The organism is Lacrimispora sp. YZC11 (assembly GCF_057543815.1).
The window spans coordinates 188,509-213,030 of the sequence record NZ_BAAJYQ010000016.1; the positions used below are offsets into that span (position 1 = coordinate 188,509).

General features: G+C 45.7%; 28 protein-coding genes. All 28 read left to right on the plus strand.

What is annotated here, in order from left to right; translation table 11 throughout:
• Positions 1-110 precede the first annotated feature (110 nt).
• The 28 genes from priA to pgeF all read left to right on the plus strand — a co-directional run bounded on the left by priA (position 111) and on the right by pgeF (position 24,453).
• A complete protein-coding gene (priA, locus tag AC27IJ_RS16200) occupies positions 111-2,339 on the plus strand; it encodes a replication restart helicase PriA (RefSeq protein WP_312443620.1) in 2,229 nt (742 codons plus the stop codon).
• Between the two features lie 70 nt (positions 2,340-2,409).
• Positions 2,410-2,901, plus strand: a complete 492-nt coding sequence (def, locus tag AC27IJ_RS16205) for a peptide deformylase (protein WP_312443618.1) — start codon at positions 2,410-2,412, stop codon at positions 2,899-2,901.
• A 2-nt stretch (positions 2,902-2,903) separates the two neighbouring features.
• On the plus strand, positions 2,904-3,893 hold the full coding sequence (gene fmt, locus AC27IJ_RS16210; RefSeq protein ID WP_312501523.1) for a methionyl-tRNA formyltransferase: 990 nt from the start codon (positions 2,904-2,906) through the stop codon (positions 3,891-3,893).
• Between the two features lie 2 nt (positions 3,894-3,895).
• Entirely contained in the window at positions 3,896-4,612 is a 717-nt protein-coding gene (locus AC27IJ_RS16215) for a zinc metallopeptidase (protein ID WP_312443614.1), read from the plus strand.
• On the plus strand, positions 4,602-5,933 hold the full coding sequence (rsmB, locus tag AC27IJ_RS16220) for a 16S rRNA (cytosine(967)-C(5))-methyltransferase RsmB (RefSeq protein WP_312501526.1): 1,332 nt from the start codon (positions 4,602-4,604) through the stop codon (positions 5,931-5,933). The genes AC27IJ_RS16215 and rsmB overlap by 11 nt, the downstream gene beginning before the upstream one ends.
• Before the next feature lie 120 nt (positions 5,934-6,053).
• The gene (rlmN, locus tag AC27IJ_RS16225) at positions 6,054-7,106 is read left to right on the plus strand and encodes a dual-specificity RNA methyltransferase RlmN (protein WP_312443611.1); all 1,053 of its coding nucleotides are present in this window, start codon (positions 6,054-6,056) and stop codon (positions 7,104-7,106) included.
• A gap of 106 nt (positions 7,107-7,212) precedes the next feature.
• A complete protein-coding gene (locus AC27IJ_RS16230; protein ID WP_312443610.1) occupies positions 7,213-7,956 on the plus strand; it encodes a Stp1/IreP family PP2C-type Ser/Thr phosphatase in 744 nt (247 codons plus the stop codon).
• The gene (gene pknB / locus AC27IJ_RS16235) at positions 7,953-10,112 is read left to right on the plus strand and encodes a Stk1 family PASTA domain-containing Ser/Thr kinase (protein ID WP_312443608.1); all 2,160 of its coding nucleotides are present in this window, start codon (positions 7,953-7,955) and stop codon (positions 10,110-10,112) included. Before AC27IJ_RS16230 ends, pknB begins: the two co-directional genes overlap by 4 nt.
• A 9-nt stretch (positions 10,113-10,121) precedes the next feature.
• Positions 10,122-11,000: a ribosome small subunit-dependent GTPase A gene (rsgA, locus tag AC27IJ_RS16240; RefSeq protein WP_487149756.1), complete on the plus strand. Its 879-nt coding sequence runs from the start codon at positions 10,122-10,124 to the stop codon at positions 10,998-11,000.
• 1 nt (position 11,001) lies between these two features.
• Positions 11,002-11,664 carry a ribulose-phosphate 3-epimerase gene (gene rpe / locus AC27IJ_RS16245; protein ID WP_312443605.1) on the plus strand — a complete coding sequence of 221 codons (663 nt, stop codon included), beginning with the start codon at positions 11,002-11,004 and terminating at the stop codon, positions 11,662-11,664.
• Positions 11,661-12,323 carry a thiamine diphosphokinase gene (locus AC27IJ_RS16250; RefSeq protein ID WP_313260227.1) on the plus strand — a complete coding sequence of 221 codons (663 nt, stop codon included), beginning with the start codon at positions 11,661-11,663 and terminating at the stop codon, positions 12,321-12,323. The genes rpe and AC27IJ_RS16250 overlap by 4 nt, the downstream gene beginning before the upstream one ends.
• 96 nt (positions 12,324-12,419) lie before the next feature.
• Positions 12,420-13,007 carry an ECF transporter S component gene (locus tag AC27IJ_RS16255; protein ID WP_312501531.1) on the plus strand — a complete coding sequence of 196 codons (588 nt, stop codon included), beginning with the start codon at positions 12,420-12,422 and terminating at the stop codon, positions 13,005-13,007.
• A 32-nt stretch (positions 13,008-13,039) separates the two neighbouring features.
• Entirely contained in the window at positions 13,040-13,879 is an 840-nt protein-coding gene (locus AC27IJ_RS16260) for a pyridoxamine kinase (protein ID WP_312443601.1), read from the plus strand.
• A 132-nt stretch (positions 13,880-14,011) separates the two neighbouring features.
• Positions 14,012-15,301 carry a serine--tRNA ligase gene (gene serS / locus AC27IJ_RS16265; RefSeq protein ID WP_487149759.1) on the plus strand — a complete coding sequence of 430 codons (1,290 nt, stop codon included), beginning with the start codon at positions 14,012-14,014 and terminating at the stop codon, positions 15,299-15,301.
• A gap of 235 nt (positions 15,302-15,536) precedes the next feature.
• Positions 15,537-15,902, plus strand: a complete 366-nt coding sequence (locus tag AC27IJ_RS16270; protein ID WP_312501535.1) for a VOC family protein — start codon at positions 15,537-15,539, stop codon at positions 15,900-15,902.
• Positions 15,903-15,911: 9 nt separating this feature from the next.
• Positions 15,912-16,580 carry an alpha/beta fold hydrolase gene (locus AC27IJ_RS16275; protein ID WP_312443598.1) on the plus strand — a complete coding sequence of 223 codons (669 nt, stop codon included), beginning with the start codon at positions 15,912-15,914 and terminating at the stop codon, positions 16,578-16,580.
• Between the two features lie 88 nt (positions 16,581-16,668).
• Positions 16,669-17,019 carry a YlxM family DNA-binding protein gene (gene ylxM / locus AC27IJ_RS16280; RefSeq protein ID WP_312443596.1) on the plus strand — a complete coding sequence of 117 codons (351 nt, stop codon included), beginning with the start codon at positions 16,669-16,671 and terminating at the stop codon, positions 17,017-17,019.
• An 11-nt stretch (positions 17,020-17,030) separates the two neighbouring features.
• A complete protein-coding gene (ffh, locus tag AC27IJ_RS16285) occupies positions 17,031-18,380 on the plus strand; it encodes a signal recognition particle protein (RefSeq protein WP_312443595.1) in 1,350 nt (449 codons plus the stop codon).
• Between the two features lie 85 nt (positions 18,381-18,465).
• Complete coding sequence (gene rpsP, locus AC27IJ_RS16290; RefSeq protein WP_013272775.1) at positions 18,466-18,708, plus strand: 30S ribosomal protein S16; 243 nt, start codon at positions 18,466-18,468, stop codon at positions 18,706-18,708.
• 15 nt (positions 18,709-18,723) lie between these two features.
• Entirely contained in the window at positions 18,724-18,951 is a 228-nt protein-coding gene (locus AC27IJ_RS16295) for a KH domain-containing protein (RefSeq protein ID WP_312443594.1), read from the plus strand.
• 173 nt (positions 18,952-19,124) lie between these two features.
• Positions 19,125-19,634 (plus strand): ribosome maturation factor RimM, encoded by a 510-nt coding sequence (gene rimM / locus AC27IJ_RS16300; protein ID WP_312443593.1) that lies wholly within the window; start codon positions 19,125-19,127, stop codon positions 19,632-19,634.
• 22 nt (positions 19,635-19,656) lie between these two features.
• The gene (gene trmD / locus AC27IJ_RS16305; protein WP_312443592.1) at positions 19,657-20,403 is read left to right on the plus strand and encodes a tRNA (guanosine(37)-N1)-methyltransferase TrmD; all 747 of its coding nucleotides are present in this window, start codon (positions 19,657-19,659) and stop codon (positions 20,401-20,403) included.
• Positions 20,404-20,616: 213 nt separating this feature from the next.
• Positions 20,617-20,964, plus strand: coding sequence for a 50S ribosomal protein L19 (gene rplS, locus AC27IJ_RS16310; protein WP_312443591.1), 348 nt, complete (start codon positions 20,617-20,619; stop codon positions 20,962-20,964).
• 141 nt (positions 20,965-21,105) lie between these two features.
• A complete protein-coding gene (lepB, locus tag AC27IJ_RS16315) occupies positions 21,106-21,657 on the plus strand; it encodes a signal peptidase I (RefSeq protein ID WP_312443590.1) in 552 nt (183 codons plus the stop codon).
• 9 nt (positions 21,658-21,666) lie between these two features.
• The gene (gene ylqF / locus AC27IJ_RS16320) at positions 21,667-22,509 is read left to right on the plus strand and encodes a ribosome biogenesis GTPase YlqF (RefSeq protein ID WP_312443589.1); all 843 of its coding nucleotides are present in this window, start codon (positions 21,667-21,669) and stop codon (positions 22,507-22,509) included.
• Between the two features lie 80 nt (positions 22,510-22,589).
• Positions 22,590-23,240 carry a ribonuclease HII gene (locus AC27IJ_RS16325; RefSeq protein WP_312443588.1) on the plus strand — a complete coding sequence of 217 codons (651 nt, stop codon included), beginning with the start codon at positions 22,590-22,592 and terminating at the stop codon, positions 23,238-23,240.
• Entirely contained in the window at positions 23,237-23,581 is a 345-nt protein-coding gene (locus tag AC27IJ_RS16330) for a YraN family protein (protein WP_312443587.1), read from the plus strand. The genes AC27IJ_RS16325 and AC27IJ_RS16330 overlap by 4 nt, the downstream gene beginning before the upstream one ends.
• Before the next feature lie 11 nt (positions 23,582-23,592).
• Positions 23,593-24,453, plus strand: coding sequence for a peptidoglycan editing factor PgeF (gene pgeF / locus AC27IJ_RS16335; RefSeq protein WP_442913716.1), 861 nt, complete (start codon positions 23,593-23,595; stop codon positions 24,451-24,453).
• The last annotated feature ends 69 nt before the right edge of the window (positions 24,454-24,522 follow it).

Sequence of the window (24,522 nt, forward strand, 5' to 3'; positions counted from 1 at the left end):
GCATAAGGTGCGGGTATACCTGTACGCCCAAAAAGCATGGGCAGAAAAGAGGAAACACTCTTTGAGTATACCTTTATGCCCAAAAAACATGGGCAGAAAAGAGGAAAACAATGACGGAACGATTTGCCCGGATTATTATTGATATTTCCCATGAAAAAGTTGACAGAACCTTTGATTACCGGATTCCGGCCGGGCTTCTTGATGAAGTGGCTGTGGGGTCTCTGGTTTTGATTCCTTTTGGAAAAGGTAATTCCATGCGGAAAGGGTATGTGGTCGGCATTGCCGCCCATGCGGATTATGATCCGGATAAAATTAAGGAGATAGCTGGGATAGTAACAGATGGCATATCGGCAGAATCCCTGCTCATTTCCCTGGCATGGTGGCTGAAAGAGCGGTATGGCTCTACCATGAACCAGGCATTAAAAACGGTGCTTCCGGTTAAGCAAAAGGTAAAGCCCAGGGAAAAAAAGGTGCTTAAAAGCCTTTTGGACCATTCCCAGCTTTTAAATGCTTTGGAAGAAGCGGAAAAAAAGAAATACAAGGCCAGGGCACGCCTCTTTCAGGCGCTTTTGGAGAACCCTGCCATTCCATATGAAATTGCGGTTAACCAGATGAATCTTTCTGCCGCCACCTTAAAGCCGGTTATTGAAAAAGGATACGTAAGCCTTGATTGCGAAGAGGTTTACAGAAATCCTGTTAAAACAGAAACAAAAGAAAGAAGCAAGGTGGTTTTAAACGGAGAACAGCAGGCAATTGTAGACAGTTTTTGCCTGGATTATTCCCAAAATATAAGAAAAACCTATCTGATCCACGGCATTACGGGAAGCGGCAAGACGGAAGTTTATATGGAACTGATCCAAAGGGTCATTGAGGATGGAAAACAGGTGATTGTTCTCATTCCGGAAATTGCCCTGACTTATCAGACCGTTCTGCGGTTCTACGGAAGATTTGGGAACCGGGTGTCCATAATCAATTCCAGATTGTCGGCAGGGGAGCGGTTTGACCAGTTTGAACGGGCAAGAAACGGGGATATTGATATTATGATCGGTCCCCGTTCGGCCCTGTTTACTCCCTTTTCCCGCCTCGGCCTGATACTCATAGACGAAGAGCATGAAGGAGCTTACAAAAGTGAAGTGTCTCCAAGATATCATGCAAGAGATGTGGCGGTAAAAAGAGCCTCCATGCAAGGAGCATCTTTGGTTTTAGGCTCGGCGACCCCATCCCTGGAAGCTTATACAAAAGCCCTTCAGGGGGAATACCAGCTTTTTCACCTGACGGAGCGGGCCAAAAAAAACAGCCGTCTCGCGGCAGTATCCGTGGTGGATTTAAGGCAGGAGCTCAAAGAAGGCAATAAGTCCATTTTCAGCAGAAACTTAAAGGCACTGATCGAGGACCGGCTGGAGAAGCGGGAACAGGCTATGTTATTTATCAACAGGCGCGGCTATGCGAATTTTGTATCTTGCCGTTCCTGCGGAGAAGCCATTCGCTGTCCTCACTGTGATGTGACGCTGACACTTCATAATAACAGCCGCCTTGTGTGTCATTATTGCGGATATTCCATATCCATGCCTGACCGCTGTCCGGCCTGCGGTTCTCCCTACATTGCCAATTTCGGAGTGGGAACCCAGAAGATTGAGCAAATGACAAAAAAAATGTTCCCGGCTGCAAGGGTTCTGCGTATGGATCTGGACACCACCTCAAAAAAGGGAGGGCATGAAGAGATCCTCACCGCTTTTTCTGAAGGAGAAGCTGATATCCTTATTGGTACCCAGATGATCGTAAAAGGGCATGATTTCCCTAATGTGACTCTGGTTGGGGTACTTGCTGCAGACCTGTCCTTGAATACTCCTGACTACCGGTCTGCAGAACGTACCTTTCAGCTCTTGACCCAGGCGGCAGGACGGGCAGGACGGGATTTTCGAAATGGTGACGTGGTCATCCAGACCTATAGTCCGGAACACTATAGCATAGTAACCGCTGCAAACCAGGACTATGAGGCGTTTTACCGGCAGGAAATGGCTTATCGCCGCATGATGAAATATCCTCCGGCAAGCGGTCTTTTGACCGTTCAGTTTTCCTCCAGACAGGAGGACTGCCTAAAAGAAGCTTCGGCTGCGGCTGCCGGGTTTATCGGCCCCCTTGCGCAACAGGAAGCGGTGCAGGTCATCGGCCCGGTAGATGCAAGCGTCTACAAAATTAATGATATCTATAGAAAAATTTTATACTTGAAACAGGAAAACTATGATATACTAATAAAAATCAGGGATCAGATCGACGGTTTTTCAGAAAACCATTGTCAGATGTTTGATCAGGTGATGGTCCAATACGATTTTTCATAAATGAGAGGATACACCATTCGGGTATACCTTTATGCCCATAAAGCACGGGCAGGAAAGAGGATAAAAGAAAATGGCAATTAGGAAGATTAGAACCATTGGAGATGAAATTTTAAGAAAGCACTGCAAGCCTGTAAAGGAGATCACACCAAGGATTTCCGAGCTGATTATAGATATGTTTGAGACCATGTATGAGTCCAACGGAGTTGGCCTTGCAGCTTCGCAGGTAGGGATTTTAAAACAGATCGTAGTTATAGATGTAGATGATGGCAACCAATATGTTCTTATTAATCCGGAAATCATAGAGACAAGGGGAAGCCAGACCGGGCCGGAAGGCTGCCTTAGCGTGCCTGGAAAATCCGGTACGGTTACAAGGCCCGATTACGTAAGGATAAAGGCTTATGATGCTGTTATGGAGCCATTCGAATTGGAAGGGGAAGGATTTTTAGCCCGGGCCATCTGTCATGAATGTGATCATTTAAATGGTGATCTATACGTAGACATCGTGGAAGGCGAGCTGGAGGATGTCTCCCTGGATGAGGAAGAAGGAGAGGTTGAAGAATAATTATGCGTATCATATTTATGGGAACACCTGATTTTTCTGTTCCAGCTCTAGAGGCTTTAAAAGAGGCCGGGCATGAAATCCTTGCGGTAGTTACCCAACCGGACAAACCCAAGGGAAGAGGGAAGGAAGTCCAGATGACTCCGGTAAAGGAGAAAGCAATGGAATACAACATCCCTGTTTACCAGCCGATCAAGGCCAGAGATCCTGAGTTTGTAAAAATTTTAACAGATCTTGCACCGGAGCTGATCGTAGTAATCGCTTTCGGACAGATTCTGCCTAAAACCATTCTGGATATTCCCAAATACGGCTGTGTGAATATCCATGCTTCTCTGCTCCCTAAATACCGCGGTGCGTCTCCCATACAGTATGCGGTCATTAACGGGGAAAAAGAAAGCGGGGTCACAATCATGATGATGGCGGAAACTCTGGATACCGGAGATATGCTGGATCAGGAAGCCGTTGTTTTGGATGAAAAAGAAACCTTCGGAAGTCTTCATGATAAGCTGAGCAGTCTGGGAAGCAGACTTATTTTAAAAACCATAACAAAGCTGGGAGAGGGAACTGCCGTCCGCACCCCGCAGGATGATTCCAGGACCTGCTACGTAGGCATGATAAAAAAGTCCATGGGAGATATTGACTGGTCCATGGATGCAGTATCCATTGAACGCCTGATCCGCGGTTTAAATCCATGGCCCAGCGCCTATTCAGTCTGGAATGGAAAAGTGATGAAACTGTGGGAAGCGAAGGTAGTGGATAAAGAGTATGAAGGAGCCTATGGCCAGGTAGTAGAAGTTGACAGGGATTCTCTGGTCATAAAGACCGGGAAAGGCGGCTTATCCATCCGCAAACTTCAGCTGCAGGGAAAAAAATGTATGGATATTGACGCATTTCTCCGCGGATATCCGATTGCGGAAGGCACCGTTTTGGAGCGCCTTGCAGGCGCATCTTCGTGCACGGAAAACGTGGGCAGGAAAGAGGAAAGGGGAGTCTGATTATGTATTATGGCGGCATGATGGGATATTATTTGGATCCGACATGGATCCTTGTCATCATAGGAGCAGTTTTGTCCATGGTGGCATCTGCAAGAGTAAATAGTACGTTTAATAAATATTCAAAAGTAAGAAGCATGTCTGGGATGACCGGAGCAGAAGCGGCCAAACGCCTTTTAAACTCCCAGGGCATTTATGATGTTCAGGTAAGGTCTGTAGGCGGTCAGCTTACGGATCATTATGATCCAAGAACCAAAACCGTTAATTTATCCGATTCCGTTTACGGTTCTACATCAGTGGCTGCAATCGGTGTCGCCGCGCATGAATGCGGTCATGTTATGCAGGACAACACAGGCTATATTCCACTGAAACTTCGGGCAGCCATTGTTCCTGCAGCCAATATCGGCTCCAAGGCGGCATTGCCTCTCATTATTCTTGGCGTTATAATAGGAGGAATCGGTTCTCCCTTAGTCAATATCGGCCTGATCCTTTTTTCTCTGGCGGTTATTTTCCAGCTTGTCACCCTGCCTGTGGAATTCAATGCTTCCAGCCGGGCGGTCACTCTTTTGGGGCAGGTGGGAATTTTAGGCGACCAGGAATTGGGTTATACCAGAAAAGTGCTGGGTGCAGCTGCCCTTACCTATGTGGCGGCGCTTGCTGCGACCGTGCTTCAGCTTTTAAGGCTGGTCATCTTGTTCGGAGGAAGAAGGAATGATGACTAAAGAGACCGACAGCAGGGAAATTGCCCTTGATGTCCTGCTAGAGATTCTGGAGCGGGGAGGCTACGGCCATATCATCCTGCACCAGGCGTTAAATAAATATCAGTATCTGGATAAATCGGAACGGTCCTTCATTTCCAGGATAGTAGAAGGAACTGTGGAATACTTACTTCAGATCGATTATATCATTGATTCCTTTTCCAATACAAAAGTTCAAAAGATGAAGCCGGTAATACGTACTATTTTGCGTATGTCGGTTTATCAGCTTCTTTATATGGACCGTGTTCCGGATTCCGCCGTTTGCAACGAAGCCGTGAAGCTTGCCGTGAAACGGAAATTTACAGGATTAAAGGGCTTTGTCAATGGAGTTCTGAGGAATATTTCCAGAAATAAAGAGGGATTCAACTGGCCTGATGATTCTGTCCGCTATTCCATGCCGGCATGGATCGTATCCATGTGGGAGGAAACTTTTGGCAGGGAAACGGCAGTCACCATGATGGAGTCCTTTTTAAAAGATAAAAAAACTACGGTCCGCTGCAATTTTGCAAAGGCTTCCAAAGAAGAAATCATTCAGAGCCTTGAAAAGCAGGGGTCAGAAGTGAGCGAATCCGGAATTTCGGAAGCAGTGCTTTGCATTGAAAAATATGATTACCTGGAAGGACTGGAAGCATTCCAAAAGGGATATATCCAGGTTCAGGATCTAAGCTCCAGTTTTGTAGGCGAAATCGCAGATCCGAAAAAGGGAGATTATGTCATCGACGTCTGCGGCGCCCCTGGAGGAAAGAGCATTCATATCGCAGATAAGCTTGACGGAACGGGTATGGTGGAGGTCCGGGACTTAAGCCTCAAAAAGATAAGTATGGTTGAAGAAAATATAAAGCGTTGCGGATTTTTAAATATCCGCACAAAGGTCCAGGATGCTCTTGTTGCTGATCCGGATTCAGTGGAGAAAGCGGACATTGTCATTGCCGACCTGCCTTGCTCCGGACTTGGGATCATCGGACGGAAGCCGGACATCAAATACCGTATAATGCCGGAAGACTTAGAATCTCTGGCCTCGCTCCAGAGGGAGATTCTGGCGGTCGCCCAGACATATGTAAAACCAGGTGGGCGGCTGATTTTTAGTACATGTACCATAAATCGAAAAGAAAATGAAGAAAATGCCCGGTGGTTCCTTGAGCATTTTCCTTTTGACTGCATAAGCCTTAAGGGAAAATTTGGCGACAAGCTGGATTCAGCCGCCGAGAACCAGGAATTTATACAGCTTTTGCCGGGTATCCATCCCTGTGACGGATTTTTTATTGCGGCATTTCAGAAAAGGTAGAGCCTTTCAGGCATATCCTTATGCCTGGAAAGCAGGGCGGAATTGAGGATCGCCCTGCGGGTACGCCTTACGGCATACCTTTATGCCCAAAAAGCGTGGGCAGAATAGAGGAAATGTAGAATGGATAAGATAGATATAAAATCTCTGGATTTGGAACACCTGTCATCCTATATGGTGTCCATAGGTGAAAAGCCCTTCCGTGCAAAACAGCTTTATGAATGGATGCACCAGAAGCTGGCTGCAGATTTTAATGAAATGACCAATCTTCCTAAAGCGCTGAAGGAAAAGCTTTTGCAGCTTACAGAAATAAACTGCCTTACAGTCGTAGAAGAAAAGATTTCAAAAATAGATGAAACAAGAAAATATTTATTTGCCCTTTCCGATGGGAATGTGATTGAAAGCGTTTTGATGAAATACAAGCATGGGAATTCTGTCTGCATTTCATCCCAGGTAGGCTGCCGCATGGGCTGCCGGTTCTGCGCTTCCACACTCGATGGATTGGAAAGAAATTTAACCCCTTCTGAAATGCTTGACCAGATATACCGGATCCAAAGGATCACCGGGGAGAGGGTTTCCAATGTGGTGGTCATGGGATCCGGAGAACCTCTGGATAATTATGATCATCTGGTTCAATTCATTCGTTTACTTACTGATGAAAACGGCCTGAATATCAGCCAGCGCAACATAACAGTATCCACCTGCGGCATTGTTCCGGGAATTCTTCGATTGGCTGAAGAAGATTTACAGATCACTCTGGCTTTGTCTCTTCATGCACCAAATGATGAAGTCAGAAAAACCCTGATGCCTGTTGCCAACCGATACCCGCTAAAGGATGTGCTGGATGCCTGCCAGACATATTTTGAAAAGACCGGGCGAAGGCTTACCTTTGAATACAGCCTTGTAAGCGGTGTCAACGACAATTTAAAAGAAGCCTCCGCTCTGGCTGCTCTTATAAAGGGCCAGCACGGACATGTGAATCTGATTCCGGTAAATCCTATTAAGGAGCGTAATTACGTGCAGTCGGACCGGAAGGCTATAGAAGCCTTTAAAAATCTTCTTGAAAAAAACGGAATAAATGTTACTATAAGAAGAGAAATGGGTCGGGATATTAACGGCGCCTGCGGGCAGCTGAGAAAAAGCTTTTTAAATCAGGAGTCAAATACTCCGCAATAGACTCCGAAGTATTTGACCTTTGCAGAATTCGCCAGATGCAGGAATGCAAGCATTCCTCCGCCTGGCACGTTGCTTGCAAAAATAAAGAGGAAGTGAGAATGAAACGATGAAGGCTTGCGCGATGACGGACACCGGAAGAGTCCGTACGGCCAATCAGGATTATGTCTATGCCCAGGCAGAGCCATTAGGCACACTGCCCAATCTTTTTTTGGTTGCAGACGGCATGGGCGGCCATCAGGCCGGAGATTATGCCTCCAGGTATATTGCTGAAAATCTGGTGGCTCACTTAAAACAGGCGGACTCGCCGGGAATTGTTCCGCTTCTTCGGGAGGAAATCTTGAAGGTCAACGGAATGCTTTACCAGGAATCCTTAAAAAGTACAGAATTAAACGGCATGGGAACAACCTTGGTAGCGGCAGTGATCGAAGATTCCATAATGTACGTGGCAAATGTCGGAGACAGCCGTCTGTATCTGGTAAGGAAACGGCTGCAGCAGATTACAAAGGATCATTCCTACGTGGAAGAACTGGTATCTCTAGGCCAGTTGGAGCGGGGAAGCCGGGATTACCGGGAAAAAAAGAATATTATAACAAGAGCGGTTGGTACAGAGGATAAGCTGGAGGTTGATTTTTTTGAAGTCAGTCTGGAACCTGGAGATTATGTGCTCATGTGTTCTGATGGACTCAGCAATATGGTTGAGGACGCTGAGATAGAAGAAATTATATGCTCAGAACTGGAACTGCCGGAAAAGGCAGAAAAGTTGATTACAATAGCCAATGATAATGGCGGTAAAGACAATATAGCTGTTGTTTTAATTGATCCGCAAATTGGCAGGGAGGTAAGCTTATGATCTTAAGACCGGGGACATTTTTACAGGACAGATATGAAATACTGGAGCAGATCGGTTCCGGCGGGATGTCAGATGTATATAAGGCCCTGTGCCATAAATTAAACCGCCCTGTAGCCATAAAAGTCTTGAAGGAAGAATTCAGTTCAGACAGCGGTTTTGTCAGCAAGTTTAAAATGGAGGCCCAGGCGGCCGCCCGCCTTTCCCATCCCAACATCGTAAATATCTATGATGTAGTGGATGAAGTGGATCTCCATTATATTGTTATGGAACTGATTGAAGGAATCACGTTAAAAAATTATATAATTAAAAAAGGCTGTCTTGATGTGAAGGAAGCCATTGGAGTTGCGATTTCCGTTGCACAGGGAATCGCGGCAGCTCATGAACAGGGGATCATCCACCGGGATATCAAGCCTCAGAATATCATCATTGCCAGGGATGGAAAAGTGAAGGTGGCTGATTTCGGAATCGCCCGGGCCGCCTCTTCACAGACCTTAAGCGCTACCGCAGTGGGCTCTGTCCATTACATATCTCCGGAACAGGCAAGAGGCGGTTACAGCGATGTGAGAAGCGATGTTTATTCTCTTGGAATCACCATGTACGAAATGGTGGCCGGCCGGGTCCCGTTTCAGGGAGATAATACAGTAACCGTTGCCCTGGCCCATTTGGAAGACCCCATAACACCGCCCAGCTTTTATAATGAGAACATCCCGGTAGGTCTTGAAAATATTATTTTAAAATGTACCGAGAAAAAGCCCGAGTACCGTTATGCAAGCATGCAAGAGGTCATATCCGACTTACGGAAGGCTCTTGTCAATCCTGAAGGAGATTTTGTCCAGTACAATTCCCAAGTGGATGATTCCCAGACGGTTATCATAGGAAAGCCGGAGCTGGAACAAATCCGTTCCGGCCGGAAGGTACAGGCAGATCCTATTGCCAGCCGGAATGGGAACAGGAGTCAGGAGCAGCGGCCGGAACGCCGCCCGGAAAAAAATGCAGGTGTGCAGCCGGGCAGCAACAGAACCAGGAAACAGGATTCCGAGGAGGACATCAATCCCAAAATCGAACGTCTTCTGACCGCGGCAGGTGTTGTTGTTGCCATCCTCATTGTGGTCGTACTGGTTATTGTGTTCTCAAAGGTAGGAGGGTTGTTCCGTTCCGGTTCCCCCAAGGAAACCGAATCAACTGCGGAGATTTCTACCGAAGAAACCTTAAGTGACAAAAAAGTGAAAATGACAAGCGTTGTGGGATTGGCAACGGATATCGCAGAGCAGAAGTTAAAGGACAACGGCGGCCTGTATATGAAGGTAAGCGATTACGTATTTGATGATACCGTAGACAAAGGGGATATCGTGTCCCAGGACCCGGCTGAGGGTACGGTGATTGATAAGTATTCTGCTGTTTACGTAGTGGTCAGCAAAGGGCCGGAGCACGAAACCATTGACTTAACAAAGCTTGGTCTGGATAAGATGGATGGCGCTTCCGCCAAAACAGCGCTGGAGGGCAATGGCCTGACAGTCAATGTGGAGCAGAAGAACAGCGAAACCGTAACGGCAGGATATGTGATCAGCTATACTCCTGATGCGGCAAAAGAAGGAGAAACCGTAACTCTGGTTTTAAGCAGCGGTCCGACTCTTGTCAATCCGGTCACTGTTCCGGATATTACCGGTCAGACACAGGAGATTGCTGTGGAGATGCTGGCTGACGTGGGACTGGTACAGGGAACGGTTACGGAAGCAGCCTCTGAAACGGTTCCAAGGGGCAGCGTCATCAGCCAGACCTTAACTGCTAACAGCCAGGTTGAGGCGGGAACAGCCGTGAATTACGTAGTCAGCAGCGGAACTGCCCAGCAGGCAAAATACAAATATCTGGCTTCTATTGATAAGTCTTATCCCCTGCAAAACATTATCGGACCAGGCTCCGGCAGCACCCAGCTTACCTTAAAGATACAGCTGAGGCAGTCGGTAAATGGAAAAGACGAAATCAGAGAGCTTATGGGACCTGTTACCATGACAGGCGACCAGATGCTTCCTGTATCATTTAAAAATATAGAAGGCGTTTACGGCGTTAGCAGCGGTACCATAGAGATCGTAAATGTGGAGACTGGAGATGTGATTAATTCTTATTCGGTCACATTTATTCCGGTGCCACAATCATAAGGAAAATATATGACAGGAAAAATTTTGAAAGGAATCGCAGGCTTTTACTACGTCCACGGTACGGACGAAAACATCTATGAGTGCAAGGCAAAAGGAGTTTTCCGCAATCTAAACGTGAAACCTCTGGTTGGGGATGATGTGGAATTTTCTATCCTGGACAGCTTGGAGAAGAAAGGAAACATCGAACGCATCCTGCCAAGGCAAAATGAACTTGTTCGTCCGGCCGTGGCCAATGTGGATCAGGCAATGGTGCTGTTTGCCATTACCCATCCGGAACCCAACTTAAATCTGCTGGATCGTTTTCTGGTTATGATGGAAGTTCAGGAAGTTCCTGTAAAAATCTGTTTTAATAAAATTGATTTGGCTGGAAACGAAGAAAAACTGGCCCTTGAAGAAATCTATGGGGCGGCTGGCTATCCCGTGTATTTTACCAGTACCTATGACAACCAGGGAATTGAGGAAATCAGGGAACTGGTGCGGGGGAAAACTACGGTTTTGGCAGGACCTTCCGGAGTGGGAAAGTCCTCCTTAACCAACCTACTCTATCCCCAGGCTGAGATGGAGACTGCAAATATCAGCGAGAAAATCCAGAGGGGAAAGCATACCACCAGGCATTCGGAGATTTTTGGCATCGGACGGGATACGTACCTGATGGATACGCCAGGATTTAGTTCCATGTACGTGGATGACATGGAGTGCGGCCGGCTGAAAGATTATTTCCCGGAGTTTGAGCCCTATGAAGACGGGTGCCGGTTCTTGGGCTGTGTGCACATAGGGGAAAAAACCTGCGGCGTAAAGGATGCGGTAGAAGAAGGAAAAATAAACCGGGGCCGATATGAAAATTACCGGCTTTTATATCAGGATCTAAAAGAGAAAAGGAGATATTAATATGCTAAAACTTGCCCCTTCCATATTAGCGGCGGACTTTAAAAATCTTGGACAGCAGGTAGCTGAGGTAGCGGAGGCAGGTGCCATGTACATTCATCTGGATGTGATGGATGGAGCCTTTGTGCCCAGCATTTCATTTGGAATGCCGGTTATTGGAAGCCTTCGGGGCTGCACGGACCGGATATTCGATGTTCATATGATGGTAGAGGAACCTGGAAGATATATAAATGATATGAAAGAAGCGGGAGCTGATCTCATCTGTGTCCATGCGGAAGCCTGTAACCATCTGGACCGCACCATTAATCAGATCAAGGAAGCCGGTCTAAAAGCAGGAGTGGCCCTTAATCCGGCAACCCCCTTATCCGTCCTGGATTTCATTCTCCCGGAAGTTGATATGGTTTTAATTATGACGGTGAATCCAGGCTTTGGCGGACAAAAATTCATCCCTTATACACTGGATAAAGTGAGGGCTCTAAGACGAATTTGCAGGGAACGGGATCTTGAGACGGATATCCAGGTTGACGGAGGCGTGACTTGTGATAATGTGAGAGAACTGATTGAGGCAGGTGCTAATGTATTTGTGGCCGGTTCAGCCGTATTTAAAGGAAATGCGGCCGCCAATACAAAGGCATTCTTAAAAATATTTGAGGAATATGAAGGGTGAAAGAAGAAGTTAGAGGTTTGATCGTTACCGGAGGGACCATGGATTATGGATTTGCCGGCAGATTTTTAGAAAACAGAGCGTTTGATAAAGTTATCGCAGTGGATGGCGGGCTGGCGGCCCTTTCCAGGCTTCAGTTAAAGCCTGATGCCATTGTTGGAGATTTTGACACGGTGGCAGAAGATATCCTGGCAGAATATAAAAACAGCCCGGACAAGATCACCTGGGAGATCCATAAACCGGAAAAGGATGAGACCGATACGGAACTTGCCATAAATACCGCCATAGGACTTGGCTGCTCGGAGTTGGTCCTGCTTGGAGCAACAGGAGGAAGGATGGACCATTTTATCGGCAATCTACATCTTCTTTATGCATGTTTAAAAAAAGGCGTGGAAGCTTCCATTGTTGACGATAAAAACTGGATTACTGTGATTGATAAGGGAAGAACGTTTCATGTTGAAACATTATGGGGAAAGTACATTTCCTTCCTTCCCCTGTGCGGAGAAGTGAAGAAAATCACATTGACCGGATTCAAATATCCTCTTTATGAAAAGGACATTGACTTAGGTACCAGCCTGTGCATCAGCAATGAGCTGACCGGCGAAGAGGGCACGATTGAATTCGCGTCCGGAACCCTGATTTGTATCCAATCCCATGACTAAACTGGTATGATTTAATATATCGAAACTGGATATTTATATCACTCCACTTGCGTGCTAAGATAAAGAACAACATAAGCAGCAAGGGAGGAATTACCAATGAGTAAGACAGACAACAGGATTTATAAAACCGCACTGACAGGACTGTTTGCCGCCATGTCCTATGTAGTATTTACGTTCCTGCAATTTAAGATCACACTTCCGGGAGGAGATGCCACATCCATTCATCTGGGAAATGCGGTCTGTGTTTTGGGAGCGCTTTTATTAGGTGGGCTGTACGGCGGATTAGGCGGTGCCATCGGCATGACCATAGGAGACCTTTTTGATCCGGTTTATGTGGTATATGCGCCAAAGACCTTTGTATTAAAACTGTGCATCGGCCTTATTACCGGATTTTTGGCTCATAAAATCGGCAGGATCAATGAATCTTCTGATAAAAAGCATATACTGGCCTGGACCATCGCAGCAGTGGCAGGAGGACTATTGTTTAATGTGATTTTTGATCCCCTGGTGGGTTATTTTTACAAGCTTCTGATCCTGGGAAAACCGGCGGCAGAACTGGCGCTGGCATGGAACGTTGCGTCTACTTCTATTAATGCAATAACCTCTGCCATTGTTTCCGTCATCATCTACATGCCCCTCCGGAATGCCCTGATCAGGTCCGGCTTATTTACGAAAATTTGTTAGAGTCACCAATGGACAGAAAAGAGGAAATTTATATGACATCAGAAAAACACCAGAAAAAAATTGCTGTTATTCATGATCTGTCGGGATATGGCCGCTGTTCCTTAACAGTGGCCCTTCCCATTCTCTCAGCCTTAAAGGTTCAGTGCTGTCCGGTTCCAACCTCCATTCTATCCAACCATACCGGATTCCCAACCTACTTTTTTGATGATTATACGGAGAAAATGCCTTCATACATTGAACAGTGGAAAAAACTGGATCTGTCCTTTGACGGGATTTACAGCGGATTTTTAGGCTCCGAGGAACAGATTGGAATTGTCATTGACATGATTAAGGATTTTAGAACACAGGATACAAAGGTTTTGGTGGATCCCATTATGGGAGATCACGGGAAGGCCTATCAGACCTATACGGAAAGGATGTGCAGCCGTATGAAGGAACTGGTGGGCTTTGGAGACATCGTGACCCCCAATTTAACGGAGGCCTGTATCTTAACCGGAAGAGAATACCGGCCAGTGGGCTGGAAACGTTCGGAGCTTCTTGCAATGGCGGCTGAAATTTGGGAAATGGGACCTGATTCCGTGGTGATCACAGGCGTAAGGGAAGGCGGCTATGTGACCAATGTAGTCGCGGAGAAGGGCCTGGAACCCCGCTTTTTGCGTTCTCTTCATGTCGGGTGTGAACGGCCGGGAACCGGAGATGTGTTTTCCAGCATCCTTGCAGCCCAGACCGTAAAGGGGATTCCGTTGGCAGAGGCAGTGAAAAAAGCGGCCAGCTTTGTAAAGGACTGTATTATAAAATCCGATGAGCTTCATGTTCCGGTGAAAAACGGAGTGTGCTTTGAAGAAATCCTTTCGACCCTCATTCGTGGATAAGAATGAGGTGATGGATGGGGAATTTTAGGAAAGGGGCTTTTCTTTGCCCTTTTTTTGTAGTATAATCAACGGCAGACTATCATGCGGGACAACTTTCGCAGAGAATATTGAGGAAAAACCAGGAGGAATACCATGTTAGAGTTAAAGTTTGTAAGAGAAAATCCTGAAATCGTAAAGGAAAATATGAAAAATAAATTCCAGGATAGCAAACTGCCGTTAGTTGATGAGGTCATTGAACTTGATGAGCAGAACCGTGCGGCAAAGCAGGAAGGGGATGCCTTAAGAGCGGAACGCAACAAACTTTCCAAACAGATCGGCGCCTTAATGGGACAGGGAAAGAAGGAAGAAGCAGAGGAAATGAAGAAAAAGGTTACTGATGCTTCCGAACATCTGGCCCAGTTGGAAGATAAGGAACGTGACCTGGAAGAAAGAATCAAAAAAATCATGATGACCATTCCGAATATCATTGATCCCAGTGTACCCATCGGTAAGGATGACAGCGAGAACGTAGAGGTAGAGCGTTACGGCGAGCCGGTTGTTCCTGAGTTTGAAATTCCTTATCATACGGATATTATGGAAAGCTTTGACGGCATTGATCTTGACAGCGCTAGAAAGGTGGCCGGCAATGGTTTTTATTATCTGATGGGTGATATTGCAAGGCTTCATTCTTCCGTACTTTCCTATGCAAGAGACTTCATGATTAACCGGGGCTTCACCTACTGCATTCCGCCTTTCATGATCCGCAGTGAAGTAGTGACAGGTGTTATGAGTTTTGCTGAAATGGATGCCATGATGTATAAGATCGAAGGAGAGGATTTATATCTGATCGGTACCAGCGAGCATTCCATGATCGGAAAGTTCATTGACACCATCCTTCCGGAAGAAAAGCTTCCTCAGACCTTAACCAGTTATTCTCCCTGCTTCCGTAAGGAGAAAGGCGCTCACGGCTTAGAGGAACGTGGAGTGTACCGGATCCATCAGTTTGAAAAGCAGGAAATGATCGTTGTCTGCAAACCGGAAGAAAGCATGGATTGGTATGATAAATTATGGCAGAATACGGTTGACTTATTCCGTTCCCTGGATGTCCCGGTAAGAACCCTGGAATGCTGTTCCGGTGATTTGGCGGATTTAAAGGTGAAATCAGTGGATGTGGAGGCATGGTCTCCAAGGCAGAAAAAGTATTTTGAGGTGGGCAGCTGCTCTAATTTAGGTGATGCCCAGGCAAGAAGACTGAAAATCCGTGTTGCAGGTGAAGATGGAGGAAAGTATTTTGCCCATACATTAAACAACACCGTAGTTGCTCCTCCGAGAATGCTGATCGCTTTCCTGGAAAACAACTTACAGGCAGACGGAACCGTGAAGATTCCGGAAGCTTTGCAGCCTTATATGGGAGGCACAAAAGCTCTTTTGCCGAAAAAATAATGATTTAAATAGGTCCGGCTCTTTCTGAAAGGCCGGGCCTTTCTTTAAAAAGGAATGGGCACAACGCCTGAAATGAGGAGAATGAGGGCCTTTTGATATTTCAGGCAGAAGATATTCGGTTGCTGTTGACAAGTGGGTTAATATATATGGTATGATGGATATGACAATGGACAGGCGCGTAACCGGTAAAAGGGAAAACGCAGCTGATGTAAAAAAGAAAAGGAGTGACAGCGGCATGATTACATTTAACCACTTTAATTTTAATGTACTTGATCTGGAAAAGAGCCTAAAATTTTATAAGGATGCGCTGGGACTTACCCCTGTGCGTGAAAAAGCAGCGGCAGATGGTTCCTTTAAACTGATATATTTAGGTGACGGAAAAAGTGATTTCACCCTGGAACTGACTTACTTAACAGAACGAAAAGAGCCTTACAACCTGGGAGAATGTGAATTTCATCTGGCGTTCCAAACGGATGAATACGAAAGCTTCTATAAAAAACATAAGGAAATGGGAGTTATCTGTTTTGAAAACCCTGCCATGGGTATTTACTTTATCAGTGATCCGGACGGTTATTGGATCGAGATCGTACCCGCCAGATAAGGAGAAGCCGTGTATATTGAGGTAAACGGAATCAGATTGTTTTACAAGGTGTCAGGAAGCGGCCCGGCTATCCTTCTTGTACATGGAAACGGGGAGGATCACAGCATTTTTAATGAAACAGCGGAGCTTTTAAGAAAAGATTATACCGTTTACGCCCTGGATTCCAGGGATCATGGAAAAAGCTCAAGAGTGAAAACACTGGGTTATGAGGAAATGGCGGATGACATGGCGGAATTTGTCAGAATGCTGAAGCTTGAAAAGCCCTGTTACTGTGGATTCAGCGATGGCGGGATCATAGGGATTCTTGCAGCCGTCCGTCATCCCGGGCTTTTTTCAAAGCTGGTGCTTTGCGGCGCAAATGCTTATCCCCAGGGCTTAAAATGGTACTGGCTTAAATTTTTCGCTATGATCGAAGCCTTAAACCATGACCCAAAGATTCTGATGATGCTTAAGGAACCCCAGATTGCGGTCAAAGAGCTGGAGAGTATCTCTGATCCAGTGCTTCTTTTGGCAGGGGAACGAGATATGGTCCGTGAATCCCATACCCGTTATCTTGCCTCAAAGATAAAAAACAGCAGTCTTCAGATTCTTCCCGGAGAAGGGCATGGCAGCTATATCGTCCACAGCAGAAAACTTTATTATTTCATGAAAAAATTTCTTGATAAACCGCTTCCATGAGAAAAATTTGTTTAAAATAAAACAGGGGTGTAAAGAAAAAACACTTGACACCTTATGAAAAGTATTGTATGATATCCCAGGTGATGATATGGAAAAGATAGCAAGACAGGGCTTATTATATGATTTCTACGGCGCTCTTTTAACAGAGCATCAAAGACATATTTACGAAGATGTTGCTTTTTATGACCTTTCTTTAAGCGAGATTGCAGAAGAACAGGGTATCAGCCGTCAGGGGGTCCATGACCTCATCAAACGGTGTGATAAGATTCTGGAAGGTTATGAAGAAAAACTCCATCTGGTAAAAAAATTTGAGCAGACAAAAAAACTGGCCAGAGAAATCCAGAGTTTGACAAAAGAGTTTGCCGATCGGGCAGACATGAATCTGATCCATCGCATTGAGGAGATATCGGGCGAAATCATCGAGCTGGAAGCTCATTAGGAGGGCGTTAGATGGCTTTTGAGAGCTTATCCGATAAATTACAGAATGTATTTAAAAGTTTAAGAGGCAAAGGACGTTTGTCCGAAGCCGATGTGAAAACAGCCCTTAAAGAAGTGAAGATGGCTTTACTGGAAGCCGATGTAAGCTTTAAGGTTGTTAAACAGTTTATAAGTGCCGTACAGGAGCGGGCGATTGGACAAGATGTCCAGAACAGTCTGACTCCCGGGCAGATGGTAATAAAAATTGTAAATGAAGAACTGGTAAAGCTGATGGGCTCTGAGACGACTGAGATTCAGTTAAAGCCTGCCAGCGATATGACCATCATCATGATGGCCGGTCTTCAGGGTGCCGGTAAGACCACCACCACTGCCAAGCTTGCCGGAAAGCTTAAGGCAAAGGGCAGAAAGCCGCTTCTCGTTGCCTGTGACGTTTACCGTCCGGCTGCTATCAAGCAGCTGCAGATCAATGGAGAGAAGCAGGGTGTCCCCGTGTTTTCCATGGGAGAAAACCATAAGCCGGCAGATATTGCAAAGGCCGCGATTGCCTATGCTGCAAAGAATGATCAGAATGTGATCATTCTGGATACGGCTGGCCGCCTTCACATTGATGAAAACATGATGAACGAACTGATCGAAATTAAAGATGTGGTAGATGTTCATCAGACGATACTTGTAGTAGATGCCATGACAGGACAGGATGCGGTAAATGTTGCAGGAATGTTCAACGACAAAATTGGCATTGATGGCGTCATCATTACCAAGCTGGACGGTGATACCCGTGGCGGTGCTGCTCTTTCAATCCGTTCAGTGACCGGAAAACCGGTCCTTTATGTAGGTATGGGAGAAAAGCTTTCGGATTTGGAACAGTTTTATCCGGACCGTATGGCTTCCAGAATACTTGGTATGGGAGATATCCTTTCTCTTATTGAAAAGGCTGAAATCCAGGTTGACGAAGAAAAAGCAAAAGAGTTGTCCCAAAAACTCCGCAAGGCGGAATTTGATTACAACGATTTTCTGGACCAGATGAACCAGGTAAAGAAAATGGGCGGTATGGCAAGCATTTTAGGCATGATGCCGGGCATGGGACAAATGAAAGATATGGATTTTGATGAAAAAGCCATGGACCGGGTAGAAGCGATCATTCTTTCCATGACCAGCAAAGAACGGCTGAATCCGGAGCTTATGAAGAATGCTTCCAGAAAACAGCGTGTGGCTAAGGGCGCGGGCGTGGATATCACAGAGGTAAACCGCATAGTCAAGCAGTTTGACCAGATGAAGAAGATGATGAAACAGCTTCCCGGCATGATGGGCGGCGGAAAGCGTCACGGCGGTTTGCTCGGCAAGCTGAAATTACCGTTTTAGTTACTATTTAACGTTAGCAAAGCAGATTACTGCGTTCGCTATAAATTAGTTTTAGAATCCAAGATTTAAGGAGGTGAATTTCAAAATGGCAGTAAAAATGAGATTAAAAAGAATGGGTCAGAAAAAGGCTCCTTTCTATAGAATTGTAGTTGCAGATTCCAGATCTCCAAGAGATGGCAGATTCATCGAAGAGGTTGGTTACTATGATCCTACCACAGAACCAAGCGTAATCAAGTTTAATGAAGAGAATGCTAAGAAGTGGTTAACAGCAGGTGCTCAGCCAACCGAAGTCGTAAGCAAGCTTTTAAAGATCGCCGGTATCCAGTAGTGAGAGGTGAAGCATATGAAGGAATTAGTAGAAGTAATTGCAAGAGCACTGGTTGATGATCCGGATCAGGTTGTTGTTACTGAAACCGTAAAAGATGATGAGATAATCCTCGAACTTACGGTAGCGCCTTCCGACATGGGTAAGGTAATCGGCAAGCAGGGAAGGATTGCAAAGGCTATCCGCTCTGTTGTAAAAGCAGCAGCTTCCAAAGAAGACAAAAGAGTTACTGTAGAAATCCAGTAACCGGAAAAGACCGCCGGCCTGTCGGGACGACGGTCCTTTTGGTATGAATCGAACTTCTTTGTGCAAATACTAAGAATTAAGCCGGATAGCGATATCCGGTTTCTTTGACATGATTTACTGAAAGAAGGTAAGTAGAGCGAATCAGACTTCCTTTTCACGATATGGAGAGACAGATGGAAAATTTGTTAAGAGTTGGCGTGATTTCCTCCACCCACGGGGTGAGAGGAGAAGTAAAGGTTTATCCAACCACAGATGATGTAAACCGTTTTAACAGTTTAAAAGATGTAATCCTGGATACCGGACGGGAGCATATGAATCTGGAAATCCAGGGGGTAAAGTTTTTCAAAAATATGGTAATCCTTAAGTTTAAAGGATATGATTCCATTGAAGACATTGAAAAATATAAAGGAAAAGATTTGCTCATAACCAGAGACCAGGCTGTGGAACTGGGACCGGATGAAAATTTCATTGTTGACTTAATCGGACTTCGTGTAGTCACTGAGGATGGAGAAGAATTTGGAACCCTGACCGATGTGATCAAGACCGGAGCCAATGACGTCTATGAAGTAAAAACGGCCGAAGGGAAGGAAGTCCTGCTTCCGGCAATCAAGGAATGCGTGTTGAATGTGGATTTAACAGAAGGAATTGTTACGGTTCACATCATGGACGGGCTTCTGGATTAAGATAGAGGAGTGGAAATAGACAATGAATTATCACATATTAACCCTGTTTCCTGAGATGGTCCTAAACGGCCTCCACACCAGTATTATCGGGAGAGCAGCGGAAAAGGGCCTGCTCTCCATTGAAGCCATTGATATCCGGGAATATTCAACAGACAAACACCGCCATGTGGATGATTATCCCTATGGAGGCGGAGCCGGAATGGTCATGCAGCCCATGCCTATCTGTGAGGCGTATGATGACTTGTGTGAGAAGATCGGGAAAAAGCCCCGGGTTATTTACATGACTCCTCAGGGGAGGGTTTTTAACCAAAGAATTGCAGAGGAGCTGGCAAAGGAAGAAGACCTTGTGTTCCTATGCGGTCATTACGAAGGAATTGATGAGAGAGCTTTGGAGCTTGTTGCAACGGATTATCTTTCCATTGGCGACTATGTGCTGACAGGAGGCGAGCTTCCGGCCATGGTCATGATTGACTGCATTTCCCGGCTGATTCCCGGGGTTTTAAACAACGATGCCTCTGCAGAGTTTGAGTCCTTCCACGATAATCTTCTGGAATATCCCCAGTATACCAGGCCGGAAGAGTATAGGGGGCTTCGGGTTCCGGATATCCTTTTATCCGGTCATCATAAAAATATCGATGCCTGGAGAAGGGAACAATCCATTAAACGGACCCTGGAACGCAGGCCGGATCTTTTAGCGGATGCCAACCTGTCCAAAAAAGAAGCGGAATATTTAATAAAGCTTGAAAATGAGCAGGAAAAACGGGAATAATTTAACCGAATCAAGTAAGTCCCCCACTTCAAATGCGAAAAGCATTAAGTGATGGCTGGGGATTGCGAATATCCCCTTGGCGAAAAAGGACTTGCATTCCAAGTCTCTTTATGATAAAATGTAACACGTTGTGATGAAAAGGCGATGGTCCTCTGTTACGGATTTCATAATGAAGTATTAAGAACATCAAATAATATCAAGGAGGTTCACACAATGAATGAGATTATCAAGAAAATTGAAGCAGCACAGTTAAAGCAGGAAGTTCCTCAGTTCAACGTTGGCGATACCGTTAAGGTATACAACAAGATCAAAGAGGGTGCCCGCGAAAGAATCCAGATTTTTGAAGGAACCGTTATCAAAAGACAGAACGGCGGCGCCAGAGAAACATTTACCGTAAGAAAGAATTCTAACGGCATCGGCGTTGAGAAGACCTGGCCATTACATTCCCCTTCTGTAGACAACATTGAAGTTGTAAGAAGAGGTAAAGTAAGAAGAGCTAAACTTTACTACTTAAGAGACAGAGTTGGTAAGGCTGCCAAGGTTAAAGAATCAGTTAAATAATTCCGGATTAGGTGAGGGGGACAATGCAAATTGTCCCTTTCTTGGCATGGTACTTAAGGGAGTTCCGTTCACCATGCTCACCGAATGGTCAATTATGCCAAGCGAATCGAACTTCCTTACAATAGATGGGGTGTTTCATACATGGATTTTTATCACAGTGAAGATAGTAATAAGCTCCGGCAAATAGTCAACTGGGTTGTTGACATTGTAGTAGTGATTGCATTTGCATGGTTTCTGGTCTATGCTTATGGAACACAGATCGTGATTGCAGGGCATTCCATGCTTCCTCTTCTCGCCTCAGATGATGTGGTCTTGATGGATCGGCTGGCTTATGATTTTGGAAACCCAGATCGTTTTGACGTGGTGGTGTTTCAAAGAGAAGACCAGAAAATGAATGTAAAAAGAGTCATCGGCCTGCCAGGTGAAACTGTGCAGATAAAAAACGATGAAATATTTATTGATGGCGAAAAGTTAAAAGAGCCGTCCGGCTCTGGCAGGATCTCTCTGGCCGGGCTTGCGGAAAAGCCGGTGAAACTCGGGGAAGATGAATATTTTCTGCTGGGTGATAACAGAGACAGCAGCGAGGACAGCCGTTTTGCCAATATCGGAAATGTAAGCAGAGGACAGATCCAGGGAAAGGTATGGTTCCGGATGCTGCCTTTTATAAAAATGGAACTAATTCGTTTAAAGTAGAGGAATAATATGAATATACAATGGTATCCAGGTCATATGACCAAAGCCAAAAGAGCCATGAAGGAAGATATCAAATTAATTGATTTGATAATAGAACTGGTGGACGCGCGAGTCCCCTTAAGCAGCCGGAACCCTGATATTGATGTATTGGGGGCCGGAAAGGCGCGAATCGTTCTGCTTAATAAATCCGATCTTGCGGATGAGCGCTGCAACAGCGCCTGGGAGTCTTATTTTGTAGCCAAGGGCTGCCACGTTGTCAAGGTGAATTCTAAAAGCGGGGCAGGACTAAAGCAGATTAACGGAGTTGTTCAGGAGGCATGCAAGGAGAAAATAGAACGTGACCGCAGAAGAGGAATATTAAACCGCCCGGTGAGAGCCATGGTGGTTGGGATTCCCAATGTGGGAAAGTCTACTTTCATCAATTCCTTTGCAGGAAAAGCATGCACAAAAACAGGAAACAGGCCAGGAGTGACCAAAGGAAATCAATGGATCAGGCTCAATAAAAGCTTAGAACTTCTTGATACCCCCGGTATTTTGTGGCCGAAATTTGAGGATCAGCAGGTAGGAATCAAACTCGCCCTCATTGGATCCGTCAATGACGAGATATTGAATAAGGATGAGCTGGCCATGGAACTCATTCGTTTCCTGACAAAAGAATACCCCAAGGTTCTTTCTGAAAGATATGGAATAGAAACAGAGGATTCCCTGGAGGCATTAATGCAGGTTGCACGGGCCAGGGCCTGTCTTGCAAAGGGCGGAGAACTGGATCTGGTGAAGGCTTCGAATCTTTTGATTGACGATTTCAGAAGCGGTAAGCTGGGACGGATGACTCTGGAACTTCCTGTGCAGTAGCCGGAATTAAATGTAGGGTTTTGCTTTTTGGAAAAAGAGCAAGGCCCTGTTTTTCAATCATAAAATGGGAGCTTAAAGAAATGAGAAAAATTACTGAAGAAAAACTTCAAGCGGAACGAGAACGCCTGGAGATCATGAAAGAGTTTGAATACCGGTATGAGGATCATGTACTGGTCTGCGGAATCGACGAGGCAGGACGCGGGCCCCTTGCGGGTCCGGTGGTGGCCGGTGCGGTGATCCTTCCCAGGGCTTGTGAGATTCTTTTTTTAAATGATTCAAAAAAGCTGTCAGAGAAACGGCGGGAAGCCCTGTATGAAGAGATCCAGGAAAAAGCCTCCGCTTTTGCGGTGGGAGTGGTCGGAGCAGACAGAATCGACGAAATAAATATTCTGCAGGCCACTTATGAAGCGATGAGGCAGGCCATAAGTAAATTGGGAGTGGAGCCGGAAGTCCTTTTAAATGATGCGGTTACAATACCAGGTATTGCCGTTTCCCAGGTCCCTATTATCAAGGGTGATTCAAAAAGTGTGTCAATTGCCGCAGCAAGCATTATGGCAAAAGTAACCAGGGATCATATGATGGAGGAGTATGACAAAATATTCCCGGAGTATGGTTTTGCAAAGCATAAAGGATATGGAACGGCTGCTCATATTAATGCCTTAAAGGAGTTTGGCCCCTGTCCCATTCACAGGCGCAGTTTCATTAAGAATTTTGTGGGAGGCTGTCTTTGAAAAACCATCGGGAGATTGGAAGTGAGTTTGAGGAAGCGGCGGCCGCATATCTGGAAAGTAAAGGATATGTAATATTGGAACGGAATTATGGGGACCGTAAGGGAGAAATTGATATCATTGCAAAGGATGGAAAGGAACTCGTCTTTATAGAGGTAAAGTACCGGCGGAATCTGGAAAAAGGGGATCCTGCGGAAGCAGTCCATCTTCTCAAGCAGAGAAAAATCAGGGATGCCGCCAAGAGATATCTGTACCGAAGCCATCTGGGGGAGGACATTCCCTGCCGCTTTGATGTGGTGGCAATTCTGGGACAGGAAATCCGGCTGATTAAAGACGCATTTTAAACAAAGGTGTGATGGAAGATATGTGGAAACGAAAAGCTAGTGATATACAAATGGATTATACGACAGTGGAAAAGGTACCTTATTTGTCTTTTCCGATTTTAGAAAGAACCGGGCTGGTGAAACATGGATTTTCGACGAAGTTTGGCGGCGTCAGCCAGGGAAAGTTTGCTACTATGAATTTTACATTTACCCGGGGAGACAATCCAAAGCATGTCCTGGAAAACTACAGTCGGATGGGAAAAGCACTGGGAGTAGATGTGAACCGAATGGTTTTATCTTATCAGACCCATACCACCAATGTACGGCTGGTCACAGAAGAGGATGCAGGGAAAGGAATTATAAAGGAACGGGATTATGAAGACGTGGATGGATTGATCACCAATGTTCCTGGAATTACCCTGGTCACTTTTTATGCAGATTGTGTCCCCCTTTATTTTCTGGATCCAGTCCACCGGGCGATTGGGCTCAGCCATTCCGGCTGGAGGGGAACCGTGAAACGCATGGGGGAAGTTACTGTTAAGAAGATGGCGGAAGCCTTTGGTACAAAGGCGGAGGATGTGATCGCCTGCATCGGCCCCAGCATTTGCAAGGACTGCTATGAGGTGGGAAGCGAGGTTGCCCAGGAGTTTATGAAAGGGTTTGATAAGAAGCATTGGGGTAACATATTATCTGAAAAGGAAGATGGGAAATATTTACTTGACCTTTGGCGGGCAAATGAAATTGTGCTGCTGGAGACAGGGGTAAAGCAGGAAAACATCCAGGTTACGGATATCTGCACCCATTGTAATTCGGATCTTTTATTTTCCCATCGAACGACTGGGAATGAGAGAGGAAATTTAGCTGCATTTTTAGGAATCACTGAAAAAAAATAAAAAGGAGCATTGCCCCTGGCATGAAATTATCCTGATTTCATGCCAGCGCGCAATACTCCTTTCCGCTTT

What these genes read in the sequence shown, in the direction of transcription:
- priA (WP_312443620.1), top strand. Translation starts at nt 111, where the DNA reads ATGACGGAACGATTTGCCCGGATTATTATTGATATTTCCCATGAAAAA.
- rlmN (WP_312443611.1), top strand. Translation starts at nt 6,054, where the DNA reads ATGGATAAGATAGATATAAAATCTCTGGATTTGGAACACCTGTCATCC.
- rsgA (WP_487149756.1), top strand. Translation starts at nt 10,122, where the DNA reads ATGACAGGAAAAATTTTGAAAGGAATCGCAGGCTTTTACTACGTCCAC.
- ylqF (WP_312443589.1), top strand. Translation starts at nt 21,667, where the DNA reads ATGAATATACAATGGTATCCAGGTCATATGACCAAAGCCAAAAGAGCC.
- pgeF (WP_442913716.1), top strand. Translation starts at nt 23,593, where the DNA reads ATGGAAGATATGTGGAAACGAAAAGCTAGTGATATACAAATGGATTAT.
- fmt (WP_312501523.1), top strand. Translation starts at nt 2,904, where the DNA reads ATGCGTATCATATTTATGGGAACACCTGATTTTTCTGTTCCAGCTCTA.
- def (WP_312443618.1), top strand. Translation starts at nt 2,410, where the DNA reads ATGGCAATTAGGAAGATTAGAACCATTGGAGATGAAATTTTAAGAAAG.
- AC27IJ_RS16255 (WP_312501531.1), top strand. Translation starts at nt 12,420, where the DNA reads ATGAGTAAGACAGACAACAGGATTTATAAAACCGCACTGACAGGACTG.
- lepB (WP_312443590.1), top strand. Translation starts at nt 21,106, where the DNA reads ATGGATTTTTATCACAGTGAAGATAGTAATAAGCTCCGGCAAATAGTC.
- AC27IJ_RS16215 (WP_312443614.1), top strand. Translation starts at nt 3,896, where the DNA reads ATGTATTATGGCGGCATGATGGGATATTATTTGGATCCGACATGGATC.
- ffh (WP_312443595.1), top strand. Translation starts at nt 17,031, where the DNA reads ATGGCTTTTGAGAGCTTATCCGATAAATTACAGAATGTATTTAAAAGT.
- rimM (WP_312443593.1), top strand. Translation starts at nt 19,125, where the DNA reads ATGGAAAATTTGTTAAGAGTTGGCGTGATTTCCTCCACCCACGGGGTG.
- AC27IJ_RS16295 (WP_312443594.1), top strand. Translation starts at nt 18,724, where the DNA reads ATGAAGGAATTAGTAGAAGTAATTGCAAGAGCACTGGTTGATGATCCG.
- rpe (WP_312443605.1), top strand. Translation starts at nt 11,002, where the DNA reads ATGCTAAAACTTGCCCCTTCCATATTAGCGGCGGACTTTAAAAATCTT.
- pknB (WP_312443608.1), top strand. Translation starts at nt 7,953, where the DNA reads ATGATCTTAAGACCGGGGACATTTTTACAGGACAGATATGAAATACTG.
- rsmB (WP_312501526.1), top strand. Translation starts at nt 4,602, where the DNA reads ATGATGACTAAAGAGACCGACAGCAGGGAAATTGCCCTTGATGTCCTG.
- AC27IJ_RS16230 (WP_312443610.1), top strand. Translation starts at nt 7,213, where the DNA reads ATGAAGGCTTGCGCGATGACGGACACCGGAAGAGTCCGTACGGCCAAT.
- rplS (WP_312443591.1), top strand. Translation starts at nt 20,617, where the DNA reads ATGAATGAGATTATCAAGAAAATTGAAGCAGCACAGTTAAAGCAGGAA.
- serS (WP_487149759.1), top strand. Translation starts at nt 14,012, where the DNA reads ATGTTAGAGTTAAAGTTTGTAAGAGAAAATCCTGAAATCGTAAAGGAA.
- AC27IJ_RS16325 (WP_312443588.1), top strand. Translation starts at nt 22,590, where the DNA reads ATGAGAAAAATTACTGAAGAAAAACTTCAAGCGGAACGAGAACGCCTG.
- AC27IJ_RS16270 (WP_312501535.1), top strand. Translation starts at nt 15,537, where the DNA reads ATGATTACATTTAACCACTTTAATTTTAATGTACTTGATCTGGAAAAG.
- AC27IJ_RS16260 (WP_312443601.1), top strand. Translation starts at nt 13,040, where the DNA reads ATGACATCAGAAAAACACCAGAAAAAAATTGCTGTTATTCATGATCTG.
- trmD (WP_312443592.1), top strand. Translation starts at nt 19,657, where the DNA reads ATGAATTATCACATATTAACCCTGTTTCCTGAGATGGTCCTAAACGGC.
- ylxM (WP_312443596.1), top strand. Translation starts at nt 16,669, where the DNA reads ATGGAAAAGATAGCAAGACAGGGCTTATTATATGATTTCTACGGCGCT.
- rpsP (WP_013272775.1), top strand. Translation starts at nt 18,466, where the DNA reads ATGGCAGTAAAAATGAGATTAAAAAGAATGGGTCAGAAAAAGGCTCCT.